Source organism: Vogesella aquatica (genome assembly GCF_028548455.1).
Taxonomy (GTDB): Bacteria; Pseudomonadota; Gammaproteobacteria; order Burkholderiales; family Chromobacteriaceae; genus Vogesella; species Vogesella aquatica.
The window spans coordinates 50,949-65,829 of record NZ_JAQQLF010000006.1 but is presented as its reverse complement, the minus strand read 5'-3'; the positions used below and the strand labels follow the sequence as shown (position 1 = coordinate 65,829).

Annotated in this window: 11 protein-coding genes; 4 read left to right on the top strand and 7 right to left on the bottom strand. The window is 60.0% G+C overall.

Features of this window, described 5'->3' with window-relative positions; translation table 11 throughout:
- Positions 1-166 precede the first annotated feature (166 nt).
- The 5 genes from PQU95_RS05495 to PQU95_RS05475 all read right to left on the bottom strand — a co-directional run bounded on the left by PQU95_RS05495 (position 167) and on the right by PQU95_RS05475 (position 5,955).
- Complete coding sequence (locus PQU95_RS05495) at positions 167-3,229, bottom strand: EAL domain-containing protein (RefSeq protein WP_272751061.1); 3,063 nt, start codon at positions 3,227-3,229, stop codon at positions 167-169.
- A gap of 372 nt (positions 3,230-3,601) precedes the next feature.
- Positions 3,602-4,003 carry a hypothetical protein gene (locus PQU95_RS05490; protein ID WP_272751060.1) on the bottom strand — a complete coding sequence of 134 codons (402 nt, stop codon included), beginning with the start codon at positions 4,001-4,003 and terminating at the stop codon, positions 3,602-3,604.
- 224 nt (positions 4,004-4,227) lie between these two features.
- Positions 4,228-5,019, bottom strand: a complete 792-nt coding sequence (locus tag PQU95_RS05485; protein WP_272751059.1) for a hypothetical protein — start codon at positions 5,017-5,019, stop codon at positions 4,228-4,230.
- A gap of 73 nt (positions 5,020-5,092) precedes the next feature.
- On the bottom strand, positions 5,093-5,509 hold the full coding sequence (locus tag PQU95_RS05480; RefSeq protein WP_272751058.1) for a hypothetical protein: 417 nt from the start codon (positions 5,507-5,509) through the stop codon (positions 5,093-5,095).
- Between the two features lie 113 nt (positions 5,510-5,622).
- Positions 5,623-5,955, bottom strand: a complete 333-nt coding sequence (locus tag PQU95_RS05475) for a hypothetical protein (protein WP_272751057.1) — start codon at positions 5,953-5,955, stop codon at positions 5,623-5,625.
- Between the two features lie 725 nt (positions 5,956-6,680).
- On the opposite strand from PQU95_RS05475, the gene PQU95_RS05470 reads away from it, so the two are divergent.
- Positions 6,681-7,670, top strand: coding sequence for an integron integrase (locus PQU95_RS05470; protein WP_272751056.1), 990 nt, complete (start codon positions 6,681-6,683; stop codon positions 7,668-7,670).
- A gap of 559 nt (positions 7,671-8,229) precedes the next feature.
- Here the strand turns inward: PQU95_RS05470 and acnB are convergent.
- On the bottom strand, positions 8,230-10,821 hold the full coding sequence (acnB, locus tag PQU95_RS05465) for a bifunctional aconitate hydratase 2/2-methylisocitrate dehydratase (protein WP_272751055.1): 2,592 nt from the start codon (positions 10,819-10,821) through the stop codon (positions 8,230-8,232).
- Positions 10,822-11,000: 179 nt separating this feature from the next.
- Between acnB and gcvA the strand changes: the two genes are divergently transcribed.
- Both gcvA and PQU95_RS05455 read left to right on the top strand, forming a co-directional pair.
- Positions 11,001-11,921, top strand: coding sequence for a transcriptional regulator GcvA (gene gcvA, locus PQU95_RS05460; RefSeq protein WP_272751054.1), 921 nt, complete (start codon positions 11,001-11,003; stop codon positions 11,919-11,921).
- 80 nt (positions 11,922-12,001) lie between these two features.
- Complete coding sequence (locus PQU95_RS05455) at positions 12,002-12,796, top strand: response regulator (protein WP_272751053.1); 795 nt, start codon at positions 12,002-12,004, stop codon at positions 12,794-12,796.
- Positions 12,797-12,864: 68 nt separating this feature from the next.
- Here the strand turns inward: PQU95_RS05455 and PQU95_RS05450 are convergent, their stop codons facing one another.
- Positions 12,865-13,698, bottom strand: a complete 834-nt coding sequence (locus PQU95_RS05450) for a hypothetical protein (RefSeq protein WP_272751052.1) — start codon at positions 13,696-13,698, stop codon at positions 12,865-12,867.
- A gap of 301 nt (positions 13,699-13,999) precedes the next feature.
- Here PQU95_RS05450 and PQU95_RS05445 point away from each other — a divergent pair, with 301 nt between their 5' ends.
- Entirely contained in the window at positions 14,000-14,878 is an 879-nt protein-coding gene (locus tag PQU95_RS05445) for an NAD(P)-dependent oxidoreductase (protein WP_272751051.1), read from the top strand.
- The last annotated feature ends 3 nt before the right edge of the window (positions 14,879-14,881 follow it).

The window sequence follows — 14,881 nt, the reverse complement described above, 5'->3', positions numbered from 1 at the left end:
CGGCATTGCGGTAAGCCCCTGACGACCTAATCCGGCTGGGGGAGCGGCTGCCCGCCAAGGCCCGCAGGCGTATCAGACGGCACGACAGCCGACGCCCCTGCAACGGGAGGTTTGCGCCGCATACCGGCCGCACCCGGACCTGGCACCGCGCTACCCGCCGCCTTGCTCAGATTTCCGGCGGTAGCAGTTGGTGCCACACGCCTTGCTGTTGCCACTGCACCGCCCATGCGGGCACTTCGGCCGCAGGCATGGGCCTGGCAATGCCATAGCCTTGTACCAGATGGCAGCCCATGCGCCCCAACGCCACACCATGCGCTAGCGTCTCCACCCCCTCGGCAATCACCTGGCGGCGGAACACGCCAGCCAGCTGGATAACACTGGCGACAATGCCCAGGTCGTCACTGTCTTCCAGCATGCCACGTACAAAGCTCTGGTCGATCTTCAGCGTGTCCACCGGTAGCTGGCGCAGGTACGTCAGCGAAGAATAGCCGGTACCAAAATCATCCAGGGCAAAATGCACGCCCAGCGCACTGCAGCGCTGCAGCACTTGCAAGGCCTGGGCCAGGTCGTCCAGCGCGGCCGACTCCAGCACCTCCAGCTCCAGCAGGCCAGGGGCCACGTCCGGATAGCGGGCCAGGGCTTGCTGCAGATGGTCGCAAAATTCCGGGTGCAGCAGGTAATGGGCAGCCACATTGATACTGATTGCCAGTACCATGCCTTCCGCCTGCCACTGCGCCAGCTGCGCCACGGCGGCATCCAGCACCCAGCGGCCAAAGTGTGTTTCCAGCTCGCAGCCTTGCAGCTCGGGCAAGAACGCCGCCGGCGCCAGCAAGCCCTGCTCCGGGTGCTGCCAGCGGATCAGCGCCTCGACGCCCACCAAACGGCCATCGCGCAGGTCGACTTTGGGCTGGTAATACAGCACGAATTGCTGGCGTGCCAAGGCATCCTCCAGCATGGCCAGCCTGCGGCGGTGCTGCTGCGCGCGGCGGTCACTTTCCGGGTCGAATAGCAGATAGCAGTTCTTGCCCGACTCCTTGGCCTGGTACATGGCCTGGTCAGCATGGCGCAGCAAGGTATCGGCATCGGCGTCATCCAGCGGAAACAGGCTGATGCCGATACTGGCACTGGTGCGGATATGCAGTTCGCCCAGTACAAACTCTTGCCGCACCGAAGCCAGCAGGCGGTCCAGTATCGGCGTGCACTGTGCCGCGCTATCCAGGCCGGACAGCAGCAGCACAAACTCGTCCCCGCCCAGGCGCGCCAGCGTATCGTCAGCGCGCAGCACCCGCTTCAGCCGCTCGGTCAGTGCCACTAGCAACTGATCACCCACATCGTGGCCATACAGGTCATTGATGGCCTTGAAACCATCCAGATCGAGAAAGCACACCGCACAGTATTTATCATGGCGACGGCAATGGATCAGCGCCTGCTCTAGCCGGTCCGACAACAGACGGCGGTTTGGAATATTGGTCAGCGGGTCGTAATTGGCAATGCGGTCCAGCTCGGCCTCGTGCGCCTTGAGCTGGGTAATGTCCGAAAAAATACCGACATAGTGCTGGATTTGCCCCTGCTGGTCGCGCACCACTGAAATGGATAACAGTTCGGCGTACAGCTCGCCATCGCGGCGGCGGTTCCAGATTTCGCCGCGCCAGAAGTCTTGTTGCCGCACCTGGGCCCATAGCGCCTGATAAAAGTCCGCATCGTGCAAACCGGATGACAGCAAGCTGGGCGGGCGCCCCAGTGCCTCGCTTTCGGAGTAGCCGGTAATTCGCGTGAACGCAGCGTTAACCTTGGTCATGACGCCCGCCGGGGACACCACCATGATGCCTTCGTAGCTGCTGTCGAACACGACGGCCGCCTCGCGCTGGGCCAGCGCGTAAATTTTGTGCTCGGTGATATCGGTATGGGTACCGGACATGATCAGCGGCCGGCCCGCGTCGTCACGCGACAACACCCGGCCACGCGACAGGATCCAGCGCCAGTTGCCCGCCTGGCCACGGCAGCGCATTTCCACTTCGTAAGCAGCCGTATCACCCGAAAGGTGCGCCTGCATGGCCAGCATGACCTGCGGCAGGTCTTGCGGGTGAATCATTGCCAGCCAGTCTTGCCGTGAAATGCCCTGCGTATCGGCGGCGTAGCCCAGCATGGTTTTCCAGCGATGGCTGATCTCAAAATCGTCAGTCTGGATGTTCCAGTCCCAATAACCCTGGTCCGCGCCTTCCAGCACGCGCGCCAGTTGCTGCTCACGCTGGCGCAGGTCCTGCTCGTACTGCTTTTGCCGGCTGATGTCACGCGAAATGCCGAACAGGCCGACCACATCGCCATCCACGCTCAGTACCGGCCCCTTGGTCACCAGAAACACCAGTGCGGTACCGTCCTGCAAGCGCAGATGCTCTTCGTGAGTATGCAGGGTGCCGGACAGCATGATGTCCTCGTCCACCCGCATCAGCTGTTTGGCTGAATCGCTATCAAACAGGGCATGATCGTCCCGCCCAAGCACCTCGGCCACTGGCCGCCCCACAATGGCTGCCGCCGCCTCATTGAACATCAGGTAACGCCCCTGGCGATCCTTGACGAACACCGCATCGGACGTGCCCGACACCACGGCATCCAGCAGGCGGCGATGGCGCTCGTTACGGCTGGCCAGCTGCCGCAGCCAGCCACTGAACAAACTGATGGCCACCCCGCACAACAGCAGAAAACCCCATTGCAAACGCACACCCGGCTCGGCTTGCGCGCTATGAAAACTGGGGCTGGCCATCCAGTCCACCCCCAGCACCGTCAGCATGGTCGCCAACAAGCCTGGCCCCATACCACCCAGCAGTGCACTAAGAATGACCGGCAGCATGAAAAAGATCAGCATAGGCTGCTGGGTAACACTGACTGGCAGCAAGTCACGCAAACCAAGCGCGCCCAGGCTCACCGCCAGCGCAAACAGATAGGCCAGCCAGCGGGGCATGCCCTGCCTGGCCAGGCGCTCGGCCCAGCTTTCCAGCAGGCCGGCAGCTGGTGACGGGTTCTCCGCCGGCACGGCACCCAGCGAGAAATACAATAGCGCCGCGGTACCCAGCACGAACACCAGCCCCTTGTAGGTAGACAGCATCACCATGCTATCCGCGTCGGCCACCAGCCTGAGCAGGCTGTCGGACAGCAGAATCCACAGTGCGGCCAACACGCAGTAGGCCAATACCACCAGGCGGATAAAACGGCGACGTGGTGAAACAGGCATGACAGCATTTACCTTGTAACAACTACCCGTAATCGGACGGCCGCAAGCGAGGCTGATGCAGCCGATATATTCAAACCTCTATCAAATATATTACGTTATACAAAGCAAGTCATATAAATAGCGGTAAGTAACCGTATGCTGCCAAGCTGCCCGGCGTCAGATACTGCACCGCAAATGGCCCGGCCATTTCTGCACGGCCCAAGCAGAAACTACTACGCCGCTGCGATGTTTTACCCGCCTGCTCAACCGCGGCATCCTGGGTCCAGGCACGGCCGCGGGGCAGTCCACATGGGTATCTAACGTCTGAGGTAACCAGCCTTGCGCGGCTTTATGCGCAAAGCCCGACTGACCGATGGGTTGGGCGTCTGTGGGTTAGGCACGATGCAGCTTGAACCGATGAAGTAGCAAGGCAAGAAACCCACATGCAAGCGCCACGAAGCTGAGCAGGCCGAAAACATTCTTTGTGAATGTGAAGGCGCCCGCAGCGGTTGCCACAACCGGCAGACGAGTGGGATAAGAAAGCAGCAGCGAAAATAGCATGACGTTCTCACAGTAATCGAATGCCATGCACGCCAGTGGTAACAACGCGAGATATTGCCAGCCTGCGTTGGCAAGGTTGAGGCGCCGGATGATCAGAGAGATCGAGACGGCCAGCAGGCTACCGAAGAGAGCCGGATAAATGAGGTCACCCATCAGGATATGGAGATAGACGGCTCTACCTTGTTCGCCGAACAGAGCAAGGCGTTCGTAGGCTTGCTCGACGATATAGAACAACTCGACATCTAGGATTCCCACTCCGCCGGCGTAGGGGCGAATGGCCGTTATGCCGATGGCACATTGGCAAAGAAAAAGATCGGGAAATAGATGCCGTAGGCAGCCAGCAAAACCAGAAAGGATCGCCGATTGGCGATCCGATGCAATGATCGGTTGAGATTTGCCAGCACCATTACTCCTACGGTTGGAATGAGGCGAGTGCTACAGACGCCTAGCGTTGGAACTCAGCCGCACGCTTTAGCGGGTCGGCTGGAATGACTTGTTATGCCTGCGGTTGGCTGCGTTTTAATACCGTCATAGATATACGAAGCAATTATGGAGCCGGTGACTCCAAGCAGGATGGCAAATGCGCTTGAAATCGCCAGAGTAATCAAAGGTTTTGCCTTCACGAAATCTAGTACCCGGTAGTAGAGGCGCTTACGAATTTTGCGTATTTCACTTTGTACGGCTTTTATTGTTTGGGTTGAAACACGCTCGCTCCTAAGACGTTCCTCGCACTCTGCACAAACAACGGGTTTGTTGCACGATTCGACTAGATCCGACTTGATGCCATTCATGTCGAAAAGGCATCCACGTGTTTCGTCGTGGGTAAAGCTCGGCGCTTCACCGAAGCCGGGAATTCGATTGCCTGAACGCCTGTAAAGCAGCGTATATGCGTATAGAACGCGAAGGATGGCGTTTTCAAGTGGGATGTTCTCCCAAGCAAGAAACTCCTTGATTTGGCTAAACGTAAAAACAATCTGGTTGTCGCCAAGACGTCTTGAGTACCAGTTGTCTTCAATTGGCACGTTGACAATTGCTATTAGAAAGTCTGCGCCTATATGCGCCGGAAGCTGGGCCTTCAATAGTACGTCGGAGAAAACCCAGCCGTCACTATCCGAGTCGCAGCGTAATGCGAAGTTCTCAATATCCCCGGCCAACTCAAACACATCAGACCTCCAAGCGGTAGCTCGGCTGAGGTCTAGGTGCAGCGGCAAATGACCGATGGTTACGAGCTTTATTTTTGCTTTGTCCATGTGCTCAATGACTCAAGAGGCATAACGTTTGACGTGAGGGGCCTGCCGAAGGCAGGTCCCTTTGACGGAGGGGTTAGACCTCACGGTGGCGCCACCGCTTGGTGGGTGGCGTTGCCAGCTTCTCTGCAGAATACTGCGCGGGTGGATCTTCGATGGCGATGACGTGTTCGGGAAGGAACGGCACTTCAGCGCCTTGGCAGAGATAGAACCCGGTTTCAGGTGGAAGACTGGCCGGCTGATTGTCGAGGATTCCCATGTACCCATCGGCTTCACGACTCGTGACGATAACCCACATCCGTTCCGTACTTGTTGAAACGGTGCCATCCTCTTCTTCCCCCTCGATCATGAAGATGAGCTTCGCGCCTTGGCCAGGCTTCAAACTTTTTCGATCGGCCAATGAAGGAAGCTCAAACGTTGATGGGGAAGTGTTGTGTCTTTCCTCGCCAGACACAAGGCACCAATAGTCGCTGGCTAGCGTGGGCTGATTCATTGGGATTGAGGTCTAACGTAGAAGTGAGGGGCAGCCGGAGCGCGAAGCGCGGAGGGAACCCAAAAGCGCTGCTTTTGGGCTGTCCCTCTCGACTGCCGGGTTAGACTGTTGGCTCATGATTGCGTGACGACTTTCTCTACGCTACGAGCGCAGAAGGTAATGGCGCCCCATGAACCTTCAAAATCGGAAACCTCAATCTTGATGTTTTCCAATCCGTCTGCGGATCGGTCATAGAACACCATGCCTCTCGTGGGCCGCGGAAACCCCTCTTCAATTTTAAGATTGATGGGCTGCCAGAACCGCAGTATGACGCTGCCTGTGTTCTTCTGTAGCGTCATCTCGATGAATGACTCGCTCGGCTCCTCGCTGTCAACGTGATAGCGAAAGTCGCTGATGTCGTACTCGTGTGGCCTGTGCAGAATGGGATGAAGTTTTGGTTCGTCCATTGGTACGTGAATGCGTGATGAGAGTTTTGAAAGGCGCCGTCTAACGTTTGAGTTAACCGGCAGGCGACAGAGTGACGCCGCCGGGCAAGAATGAAATGACGCCCGGTGGTGAAACGCCGGAGACTGTCCGGTTGAACGATGGGTTAGGCGTCAACTCGCGGGCCGTGATTCTGACTGCGACACTGAGATGCCGAGAGTCGTAGGAGGCATGATGTGGCGCAGAACAAGGTGTTGACCATGTGTGCCAAGTATTGAGTACTGGGTCACTGTGTCTTCGCCCATAGGATCACTTTGCTCGACGGAGTGCACGGTGATGGGAAGTAAACCGGCAGCCTCACTTAGATCCTCTGCATGCAGTGCACCTTGGGGCAACTTCAGCTCAAGTTCACTTTCGAAGCACGCCTCCAATTTGAGACCAAGCGCTGGGTACCTGCTTGGGCCCAGGTCAACCTCTGTGGCTGAGACTCTGAACAGTTCGCCGCTTTGAACTTCGACGAATGCTGACCACGCGGCGATAGGTAAGGTGTTCTCGTCGACCCACGCCGGATGCACTTCGCCTCGGAACACAAGAATGCGTTTGATGGTCTTGCCGATGAGCGAAGTGGGGTCCATTGACGCCTAACGTGAAATATACACCTCTGCAGGTGTATATTTGGTTTATCAGTGTGTATAACTGGGCATGTTATACGCATTTATCATTGCTTTACAAGCTATTGGGGTTGCCAATGCCTGAAAGTACACAGCCAGATGGGGCTGCCGCGCCACGCTTGCTCGATGTGCTGCGGCAGACGCTGCGAATCAGGCATTACAGCCTGCGCACCGAGCAGCAATACGTCAATTGGGTACGGCGCTTTTTGCGCTTTCACCATCATCGCCACCCTCGCGAGATGGGGGCTGCGGAGGTCAGTAGCTTTCTCACCCATCTGGCCGTTGAAGGTCAGGTGTCGGCATCCACGCAAAATCAAGCATTGTCTGCGCTTCTGTTCCTCTATCGTGATGTGCTGATGCTGAGCTTGCCCTGGCTAGATGAAGTGGTTCGGGCCAAACCGTCCAGGCATCTGCCAGTCGTTCTGACGCGTCAGGAGGTCGCGGCACTGCTGGCGCAGGTCGATGGGCTGTACGCGCTGCAGCTGCGTTTGCTATACGGCACCGGCATGCGGCTGATGGAGTGCATGCGCCTGCGGGTAAAAGACATCGACTTCGGGCGTGGCGAAATTCTGATCCGCGATGGCAAAGGGGCGAAAGACCGGGTGACAATGTTGCCTCAGCGCCTAGTGGCGCCACTACAGGCCCATCTGCAGAGGCGGCGCGCTATCCATGAAGCAGACTTGCAGGCCGGCATGGCTGATGTGTTTTTACCCGATGCGTTGGCACGAAAATACCCGCATGCCGGGCAGGAATGGGGATGGCAATATGTGTTTGTCACCACTGGCTATGTGCGAGACCCGCGCTCTGGCGCACAACGGCGACACCATCAGGATGAAAAGCTACTGCAGCGAGCGATGAAGCGGGCGGTCACTGCTGCCGGGATTGCCAAGCTGGCCACACCGCATACGCTACGCCACAGCTTTGCCACCCATCTGCTTGAGTCAGGCTACGATATTCGCACGGTACAGGAGCTACTGGGCCACGCGGATGTCAGCACCACAATGATTTATACCCATGTACTGAACAAGGGCGGGCATGGCGTGAGCAGTCCGCTGGATAGCCTGTGAGCGCATTATTTGTCGTGCCTGAAGGCTCGCGACGATATTCTTTAGTGTCTGCTTTGCTGCAACTAGCTGCCAATGACATCGATGTCATCGACAGGCAACTTCGGCCGCTAATCAGCCAATCACTTACACCACGGGCAACGCCCCCTAGCAGTTTGTCCATCATGGCGACCTTTTTCCTTGCCGCATCGCCACCGGTATGCGCACCATCAGTTTGTTTTGCCATTCGGTCGTCCGCCAGTACCCTGCAAACACGCCCTGCGCCCACGGGCAGACCTTGCCGACGTGGTTGGCCAGCTTGGCCGGCGCCTTGCCGGGCCAATGCCCACGCAGGTTGGCCGCAGAGCAGTTTAGTCATGCAACTCACCAGACAACCGGGCATGCTCCGGAATACGCCCCGCCCAAGCCCGGCACTGCCGTTTGATGTAGGCACTTGAGCAACACCCGGCAAACCGGGCATTTCGGGCTGGGGTATCAAAAAATTTGGGGGTTCGGCGGGGGTATCGTTGCCGAAACCCCTACCAAACCCCCAAGATGTCAAATCAGCAAGATACTGATTTTATTAGGCTTTAACGGTGTCTGCCACGTCCTGATAGTCTTTGATCTGGTCAAAGTTCATGTAGCGGTACACCTCGGCGCTCTTCTCGTTGATGATACCGATGTTGGCATGGTATTCAGCCAGGGTCGGGATCTTGCCCAGTTTGGAGCAGATCGCGGCCAGCTCGGCGGAACCCAGGAACACGTTGGTGTTCTTGCCCAGGCGGTTCGGGAAGTTACGGGTGGAGGTGGACATCACGGTGGCACCTTCGCGTACCTGTGCCTGGTTACCCATGCACAGGCTGCAGCCCGGCATTTCGGTGCGGGCACCGGCCATGCCGAATACGCCGTAGTGGCCTTCGTTGGTCAGCTGTTCGGCGTCCATCTTGGTCGGCGGAGCCAGCCACAGTTTTACCGGCAGGTCGCGCTTGCCTTCCAGCAGCTTGGAAGCGGCGCGGAAGTGACCGATGTTGGTCATGCAGGAGCCGATGAACACTTCGTCGATCGCGGTGCCGGCCACTTCGGACATGAACTTCACGTCGTCCGGGTCGTTCGGGCAGGCTACGATCGGCTCTTTCACGTCGGCCAGATCGATTTCGATCACGGCGGCGTATTCGGCATCAGCATCCGGCTGCAGCAGCTCGCCGCTGGCGATCCACTCTTCCATCTTGCTGATACGGCGCGCCAGGGTGCGGGCATCGGCGTAGCCTTCGGCGATCATGTACTTCATCAGGGTGATGTTGGAGTTCATGTATTCGACGATAGGCGCTTTGTTCAGGCGCACGGTGCAGCCGGCGGCAGAGCGCTCGGCAGACGCATCGGACAGCTCGAACGCTTGCTCTACTTTCAGGTCTGGCAGGCCTTCGATTTCCAGCACTTTACCGGAGAAGATGTTTTTCTTGCCGGCTTTGGCTACGGTCAGCAGGCCTTGCTTGATGGCGTACAAGGGGATGGCGTTAACCAGGTCACGCAGGGTCACGCCTGGCTGCAGTTCGCCCTTGAAGCGCACCAGTACCGACTCCGGCATGTCCAGCGGCATCACGCCGGTGGCGGCGGCAAAGGCTACCAGACCGGAGCCGGCCGGGAAGGAAATGCCGATCGGGAAGCGGGTGTGCGAGTCGCCACCGGTACCCACGGTGTCCGGCAGCAGCAGGCGGTTCAGCCAGCTGTGGATCACGCCGTCGCCCGGGCGCAGTGCTACGCCGCCACGGGTAGAGATGAAGGCTGGCAGTTCTTTATGCGTTTTCACGTCTACCGGTTTCGGGTAGGCGGCGGTATGGCAGAACGACTGCATCACCAGGTCGGCAGAGAAGCCCAGGCAAGCCAGGTCTTTCAGCTCGTCGCGGGTCATCGGGCCGGTGGTATCTTGCGAGCCTACGGTAGTCATGCGTGGCTCACAGTAGGTACCCGGGCGTACGCCCTGGCCTTCCGGCAGGCCACAGGCGCGGCCAACCATTTTCTGCGCCAGCGAGAAACCTTTGCCGCTGTCGGCCGGGTCTTTCGGCAGGCGGAATTCGGTGGAGGCTGGCAGGCCCAGGGCTTCGCGGGCTTTGGCGGTGAGGCCACGGCCGATAATCAGGTTGATACGGCCACCGGCGCGTACTTCGTCCAGCAGCACGTCGGATTTCAGGCTGAATGTTTCTACCAGCTGGCCGTCTTTTTCGATTTTGCCTTCGTACGGGTAGATGTCGATTACATCGCCCATTTCCAGTTTGGACACTTCCACTTCGATAGGCAGGGAGCCGGAATCTTCCTGGGTGTTGAAGAAGATCGGGGCGATTTTGCCGCCCAGGGTCACGCCGCCAAAGCGTTTGTTCGGTACGAACGGGATGTCCTGGCCGGTAGCCCATACCACCGAGTTGGTAGCGGACTTACGCGAGGAGCCGGTACCGACCACGTCGCCAACGTAGGCAACCAGATTGCCTTTTTTCTTCAGGTCTTCGATGAACTGCATCGGGCCGCGCTTGCCGTCTTCTTCCGGCGTGAAGGCCGCATCGGGGCGGGTATTCTTCAACATGGCCAGATAGTGCAGCGGGATGTCCGGGCGGCTCCAGGCGTCCGGTGCCGGCGACAGGTCGTCGGTGTTGGTTTCGCCCGGTACCTTGAATACGGTCACGGTGATTTTCTGGGCCACTTCAGGGCGGCTGGTGAACCATTCGGCGTCGGCCCAGCTTTGCAGTACGCCTTTGGCGTTGGCATTGCCCTGGTCGGCCAGCTCTTTCACATCGTTGAAGAAGTCGAATACCAGCAGGGTTTTCTTCAGGCCTGCGGCAGCGATGGCGCCGACTTTTTCGTCGCCCAGCAGGTCGATCATCGGCTTGACGTTGTAGCCGCCCAGCATGGTGCCCAGCAGCTCGGTAGCCAGCTCGCGCGATACCAGTGGCGATGCCACAGTGCCTTCGGCCACAGCGGCCAGGAAGGAAGCTTTTACCTTGGCTGCATCATCCACGCCCGGCGGTACACGGTGGGTAATCAGCTCTACCAGTGTCTGCTCTTCGCCAGCAGGCGGGTTTTTCAGCAGTTCAACCAGTTCTTCTACCTGTTTGGCAGTCAGCGGCAGTGGCGGGATGCCCAGCGCGGCGCGCTCGGCAACATGTTGGCGGTAAGCTACTAGCATGGCTCGGGACCTTTTTGCTTGGGTTGTTTGCAATCAGCCTGACGGCAGCGGGTGCGGGCTGCCGGCAACCATCCGGGATATTACTACGACTCCCGGCTATGATTCGTGAAGATTACGCGCTTGGCGATACATGCACAAACGAGTAATCGAAACATAGATTGTGAGATAAAATCACAGCCATGAATACTTACCCTCCCCTCAACGGCTTGCGCATTTTTGAAGCTGCGGCAAGGCTGGAAAGCTTCTCATCTGCGGCCAACGAGCTGCACGTTACCCATGGCGCTGTGAGCAAGCAGATCAAGCAGCTGGAAGAATGGCTGGGCGTGCAGCTGTTCGAGCGCAGCGGCGGGCGCGTAAAACTCACCGACACCGGCTGGCGCTACCTGGTACAGGTGCAGGACGGGCTGGACCTGATCGCCAACGCCACCAGCCAGCTGCTGCAGCCCGACCGCCAGCGGCGGCTATCGATCAACTCCACCCCCACGTTTGCGCTGTTCTGGTTGCTACCACGGCTGCAGGGTTTCCGGGAGCGCTTTCCGGATATCGACCTGCACCTGGTAACGTCAGACCGCGATATCAGCCGGCTGGACACCCCGTTCGACATCGCCATTCGCCGCGGCCCGGGCGACTGGCCGGGCCACCTGGCCAAGCCGTTTCTGGAAGAATGGGAGCTACCCCTGTGCAGCCCGGCCTTGCTGGCCCGCCAAGCCATACAGCAGCCGGCCGACCTGGCACACCACACGCTGCTGTACGCCGACACGCGGCCAACCCAATGGCAGCGCTGGTTTACGCTGGCGGGCGTGCCGGAACTGAAGCCGGCCAGCAGCCTGCATTTTGACCGCTTCTCACTGGCGCTACAGGCCGCCATGGACGGCCTGGGCGTGGTGCTGGGGCCATTGCCGATGGCGCAACAGGCGCTGGATAGCGGCAAGCTGGTGGCGCCACTGCGGCAGCCGGTGGTACCGGTGCGCGACTATTGCTGGATCGCGCCGCGCGCGGCCATGGACGACGTAGCCATCCATGCTTTTTGTCACTGGCTGGAAGAAACTGCAGCAAACGAGCAACGCAATGCGGGCAAAATCCACAAGTCAGACTTATAGAAATAAGGTTTTCAGCAGATGGGTTAGACCTGAAGCGGCCTAGTGTCTATGCTTGCAAGAAAGCAAAACAGGAAAACAGCATGTTTGATCTGCAAAACCTGATGGTCTGCCTGATCGAGCCTTCCCGCACCCAAAGGCTCATCATCCAGAATCACCTGCGGGAAATGGGTATAGAGAATATCGATCTACTGGAAACCGGCACGCAAGGCCTGGCGCGCATGCGCGAGCTGCCGCGCCCGGATATCACCATCAGCGCCATGTACTTGCCGGACATGACCGGTGCCGAACTGGTGGTGACCATGCGCGCCGACGGCGAAATCCGCGACATGCCCTACGTGCTGATCTCCAGCGAAACCCGCGCCCAGCAGCTGGACGCCATTCGCCAGGCGGGTGCGCTGGCCATCCTGCCCAAGCCGTTTACCACCCGCCAGCTGGACCGTGCGCTGTGCTCGGCGCTGGACTACCTGAATACCGAAGAAACCCGCGCCGAGCTGGAGCACTACGACCTGGACACCAAGCGCGTACTGCTGGTGGACGATAGCAGCACCTCGCGCCATTACCTGCGCACTGTGCTGGAACGCATGGGCTTTGACCAGATCGAAGAAGCGGCCAACGGCATGTCGGCCATACCCCTGCTGCAGGACACCCAGTTCGACCTGATCATCACCGACTACAACATGCCGGAGATGGACGGCCGCGCGCTGATCGAATACGTACGCACGCTCAGCCCGCAAATGTCGGTACCTATCCTGATGGTGTCCGGCGAGCAGGACGAAACGCGGTTGGCCGCGGTAGAAGAAGCAGGCGTGTCGGCCATCTGTGACAAGCCATTCGAGATCAGTACGTTGCGCAGCCTGATCGTGCAGTTTCTGTAATAACCGGCTACCACTGCCGTAAAAAAACCGCAGGCCACAGCGCTGCGGTTTTTTCATGCCTGCCGTGCTTATGCAGGGCGCGGCGCTACCCACACCAGACGCTCGCCAGCCTTGCCCGCCTGCGTGCGCCAGTAGCCGGCTTTCAGCTCGCCATCCAGTGGCTGCAGGCCGGCACGCTGCGCCAGCAATACTTCTTGTGCCCCCGCCTTCAGCAGCGCCGCACGCACACGCTGCTTGTCACGGGCGCTACCGCTATGCAGCAGCTGCGCATCGGCAGCAGACGGTGCCGGCTGCCATTGCTCGGCCAGGGTTAGCTGCGGCTGGGCCAGCATGGCCAGCCCGGCAAACAGCCTCTCCAGCCAGGGCTTCCAGCTGGCCAGTGCCGGCGAATCCGGCACCTGCACCGAGCCCGGGTAGGCCACGCCCAAGGTCAGCGCCGCCTCCATGCGCTGGTAACAGGGCACACCAGCCGGGGCAAAGTCCGGCATCAGCAGCAAAATGTCCAGCCGCTGCGCTGCGGCATCGTGCGTGACGTACGCAGCCGCACTGCCCGCCTCACCCGGCAAGCTCAGCAGAAACGCCCCTGCGGGCAAGGGCAAGACCGCCGGCAGTGCCGCCAGCGGGCGGGTGTGCTGCAGCGCCAGCGCCAGATCCGGGGCAAAGGCCATGGCGCGACGGCCATCGCGCACAAACAGGCCGTAGGCCTCGGCCAGCACAAATTCGGTTTCACGCTGGGTGTCATTGATGGTGTACACCCCGGCAAGCTGCGCCAGCTCGCGCTGCACCACCTGCGCGGCCTGGGCGCAGGCGTCTTCACGGCTGGCCAGCTGGCTAAACAGCTGCGCCACGCGCTTGGCCCAAGGGCGCGACGCCTGGTAACGGGCACTGTGCAAATCGTTCACCACCACTATCCCTTCGCAAAAAAAGGCGGGATTGTACCGCAAACGGCTCGCACCCCCACCATGCCGGCTGCACATCTACCGCCGGCATTGCCATGCCAATGGGCTTGACGTAAGCTGGGCATACGCTTTTGCTTGCTAGCAAGCTCTGCGTGGGTGCAGCCGGCGGTTCTGCCACCGGCGACCTTCCCTTGTTGCAATATCTACTTTACGGGCCGGCCTTCGCCGGCCCGCTTTTTTTTACCGCGCGACACGGCCCCTGTGGCTACGCTAGCATCGAGGCAAGCCACCAGAAGGGGAAACCATGTCACTACAAACGGGGTTCATCGGCCTGGGCCTGATGGGCCAACCCATGTGCCAGCGCCTGCTGGGCGCCGGCGTACCGCTCCACGTATGGAACCGCAGCGCAGGCAAAACCGCTGCATTACAGGCGGCCGGTGCCAACGCGGCGCCCAGCATCGCCGCACTGGTGGCGCGCTGCGACATCATCATGCTGTGCGTATCGGACACTGCCGCGGTAGAAAGCGTGGTATTTGGCGCAGGCGGCATTGCCGGGCACGGCCGCGCCGGGCAGCTGCTGGTGGACTTTTCCAGCATTGCCCCCGACGCCACCCGCCAGTTTGCCCAAAGGTTGGCCGCAAGCTGCGGCATGCGCTGGGTGGACGCGCCGGTTTCCGGTGGCGTCAAAGGCGCCGAAAGCGGCCAGCTGGTGATCATGGCCGGCGGCGATGCGCACGATATCGACACCTTGCGCCCGCTGCTGGCGCACCTGAGCCAGCGCGTTACCCGTATGGGCGACGTGGGCGCCGGGCAGGTCAGCAAAGTCTGCAACCAGCTGATCGTCGCCAGCACCGCCGCACTGATTGCCGAAACCGTGCAGCTGGCCGAGGCCGCGGGGGTAGATGCCAGCCTGCTGGCGCCGGCACTGGCCGGCGGCTTTGCCGACTCGCTGCCGTTCCAGATCCTGGCCCCGCGCATGGCCGCCCGCCAGTTTGCGCCGGTACAGTGGAAGGCCGCCACGCTACTGAAAGACCTGAACAACGCCACCGCACTGGGTGATGCCACGCAGCGCCCGCTGCCCATGGCCAGCCAGGCGCAAGCGTTGCTGCACGCCCACTGCCAGGCCGGGCACGCCCAGCACGACCTTAGCAGCCTGCTGCTGCACTACCTGTCACAGGAGTAAACC

Excerpts from the sequence above, each read along its gene's own strand:
- PQU95_RS05495 (WP_272751061.1), bottom strand. The coding sequence starts at position 3,229 with ATGCCTGTTTCACCACGTCGCCGTTTTATCCGCCTGGTGGTATTGGCC.
- PQU95_RS05485 (WP_272751059.1), bottom strand. The coding sequence starts at position 5,019 with ATGGACAAAGCAAAAATAAAGCTCGTAACCATCGGTCATTTGCCGCTG.
- PQU95_RS05480 (WP_272751058.1), bottom strand. The coding sequence starts at position 5,509 with ATGAATCAGCCCACGCTAGCCAGCGACTATTGGTGCCTTGTGTCTGGC.
- PQU95_RS05475 (WP_272751057.1), bottom strand. The coding sequence starts at position 5,955 with ATGGACGAACCAAAACTTCATCCCATTCTGCACAGGCCACACGAGTAC.
- PQU95_RS05470 (WP_272751056.1), top strand. The coding sequence starts at position 6,681 with ATGCCTGAAAGTACACAGCCAGATGGGGCTGCCGCGCCACGCTTGCTC.
- acnB (WP_272751055.1), bottom strand. The coding sequence starts at position 10,821 with ATGCTAGTAGCTTACCGCCAACATGTTGCCGAGCGCGCCGCGCTGGGC.
- gcvA (WP_272751054.1), top strand. The coding sequence starts at position 11,001 with ATGAATACTTACCCTCCCCTCAACGGCTTGCGCATTTTTGAAGCTGCG.
- PQU95_RS05455 (WP_272751053.1), top strand. The coding sequence starts at position 12,002 with ATGTTTGATCTGCAAAACCTGATGGTCTGCCTGATCGAGCCTTCCCGC.
- PQU95_RS05445 (WP_272751051.1), top strand. The coding sequence starts at position 14,000 with ATGTCACTACAAACGGGGTTCATCGGCCTGGGCCTGATGGGCCAACCC.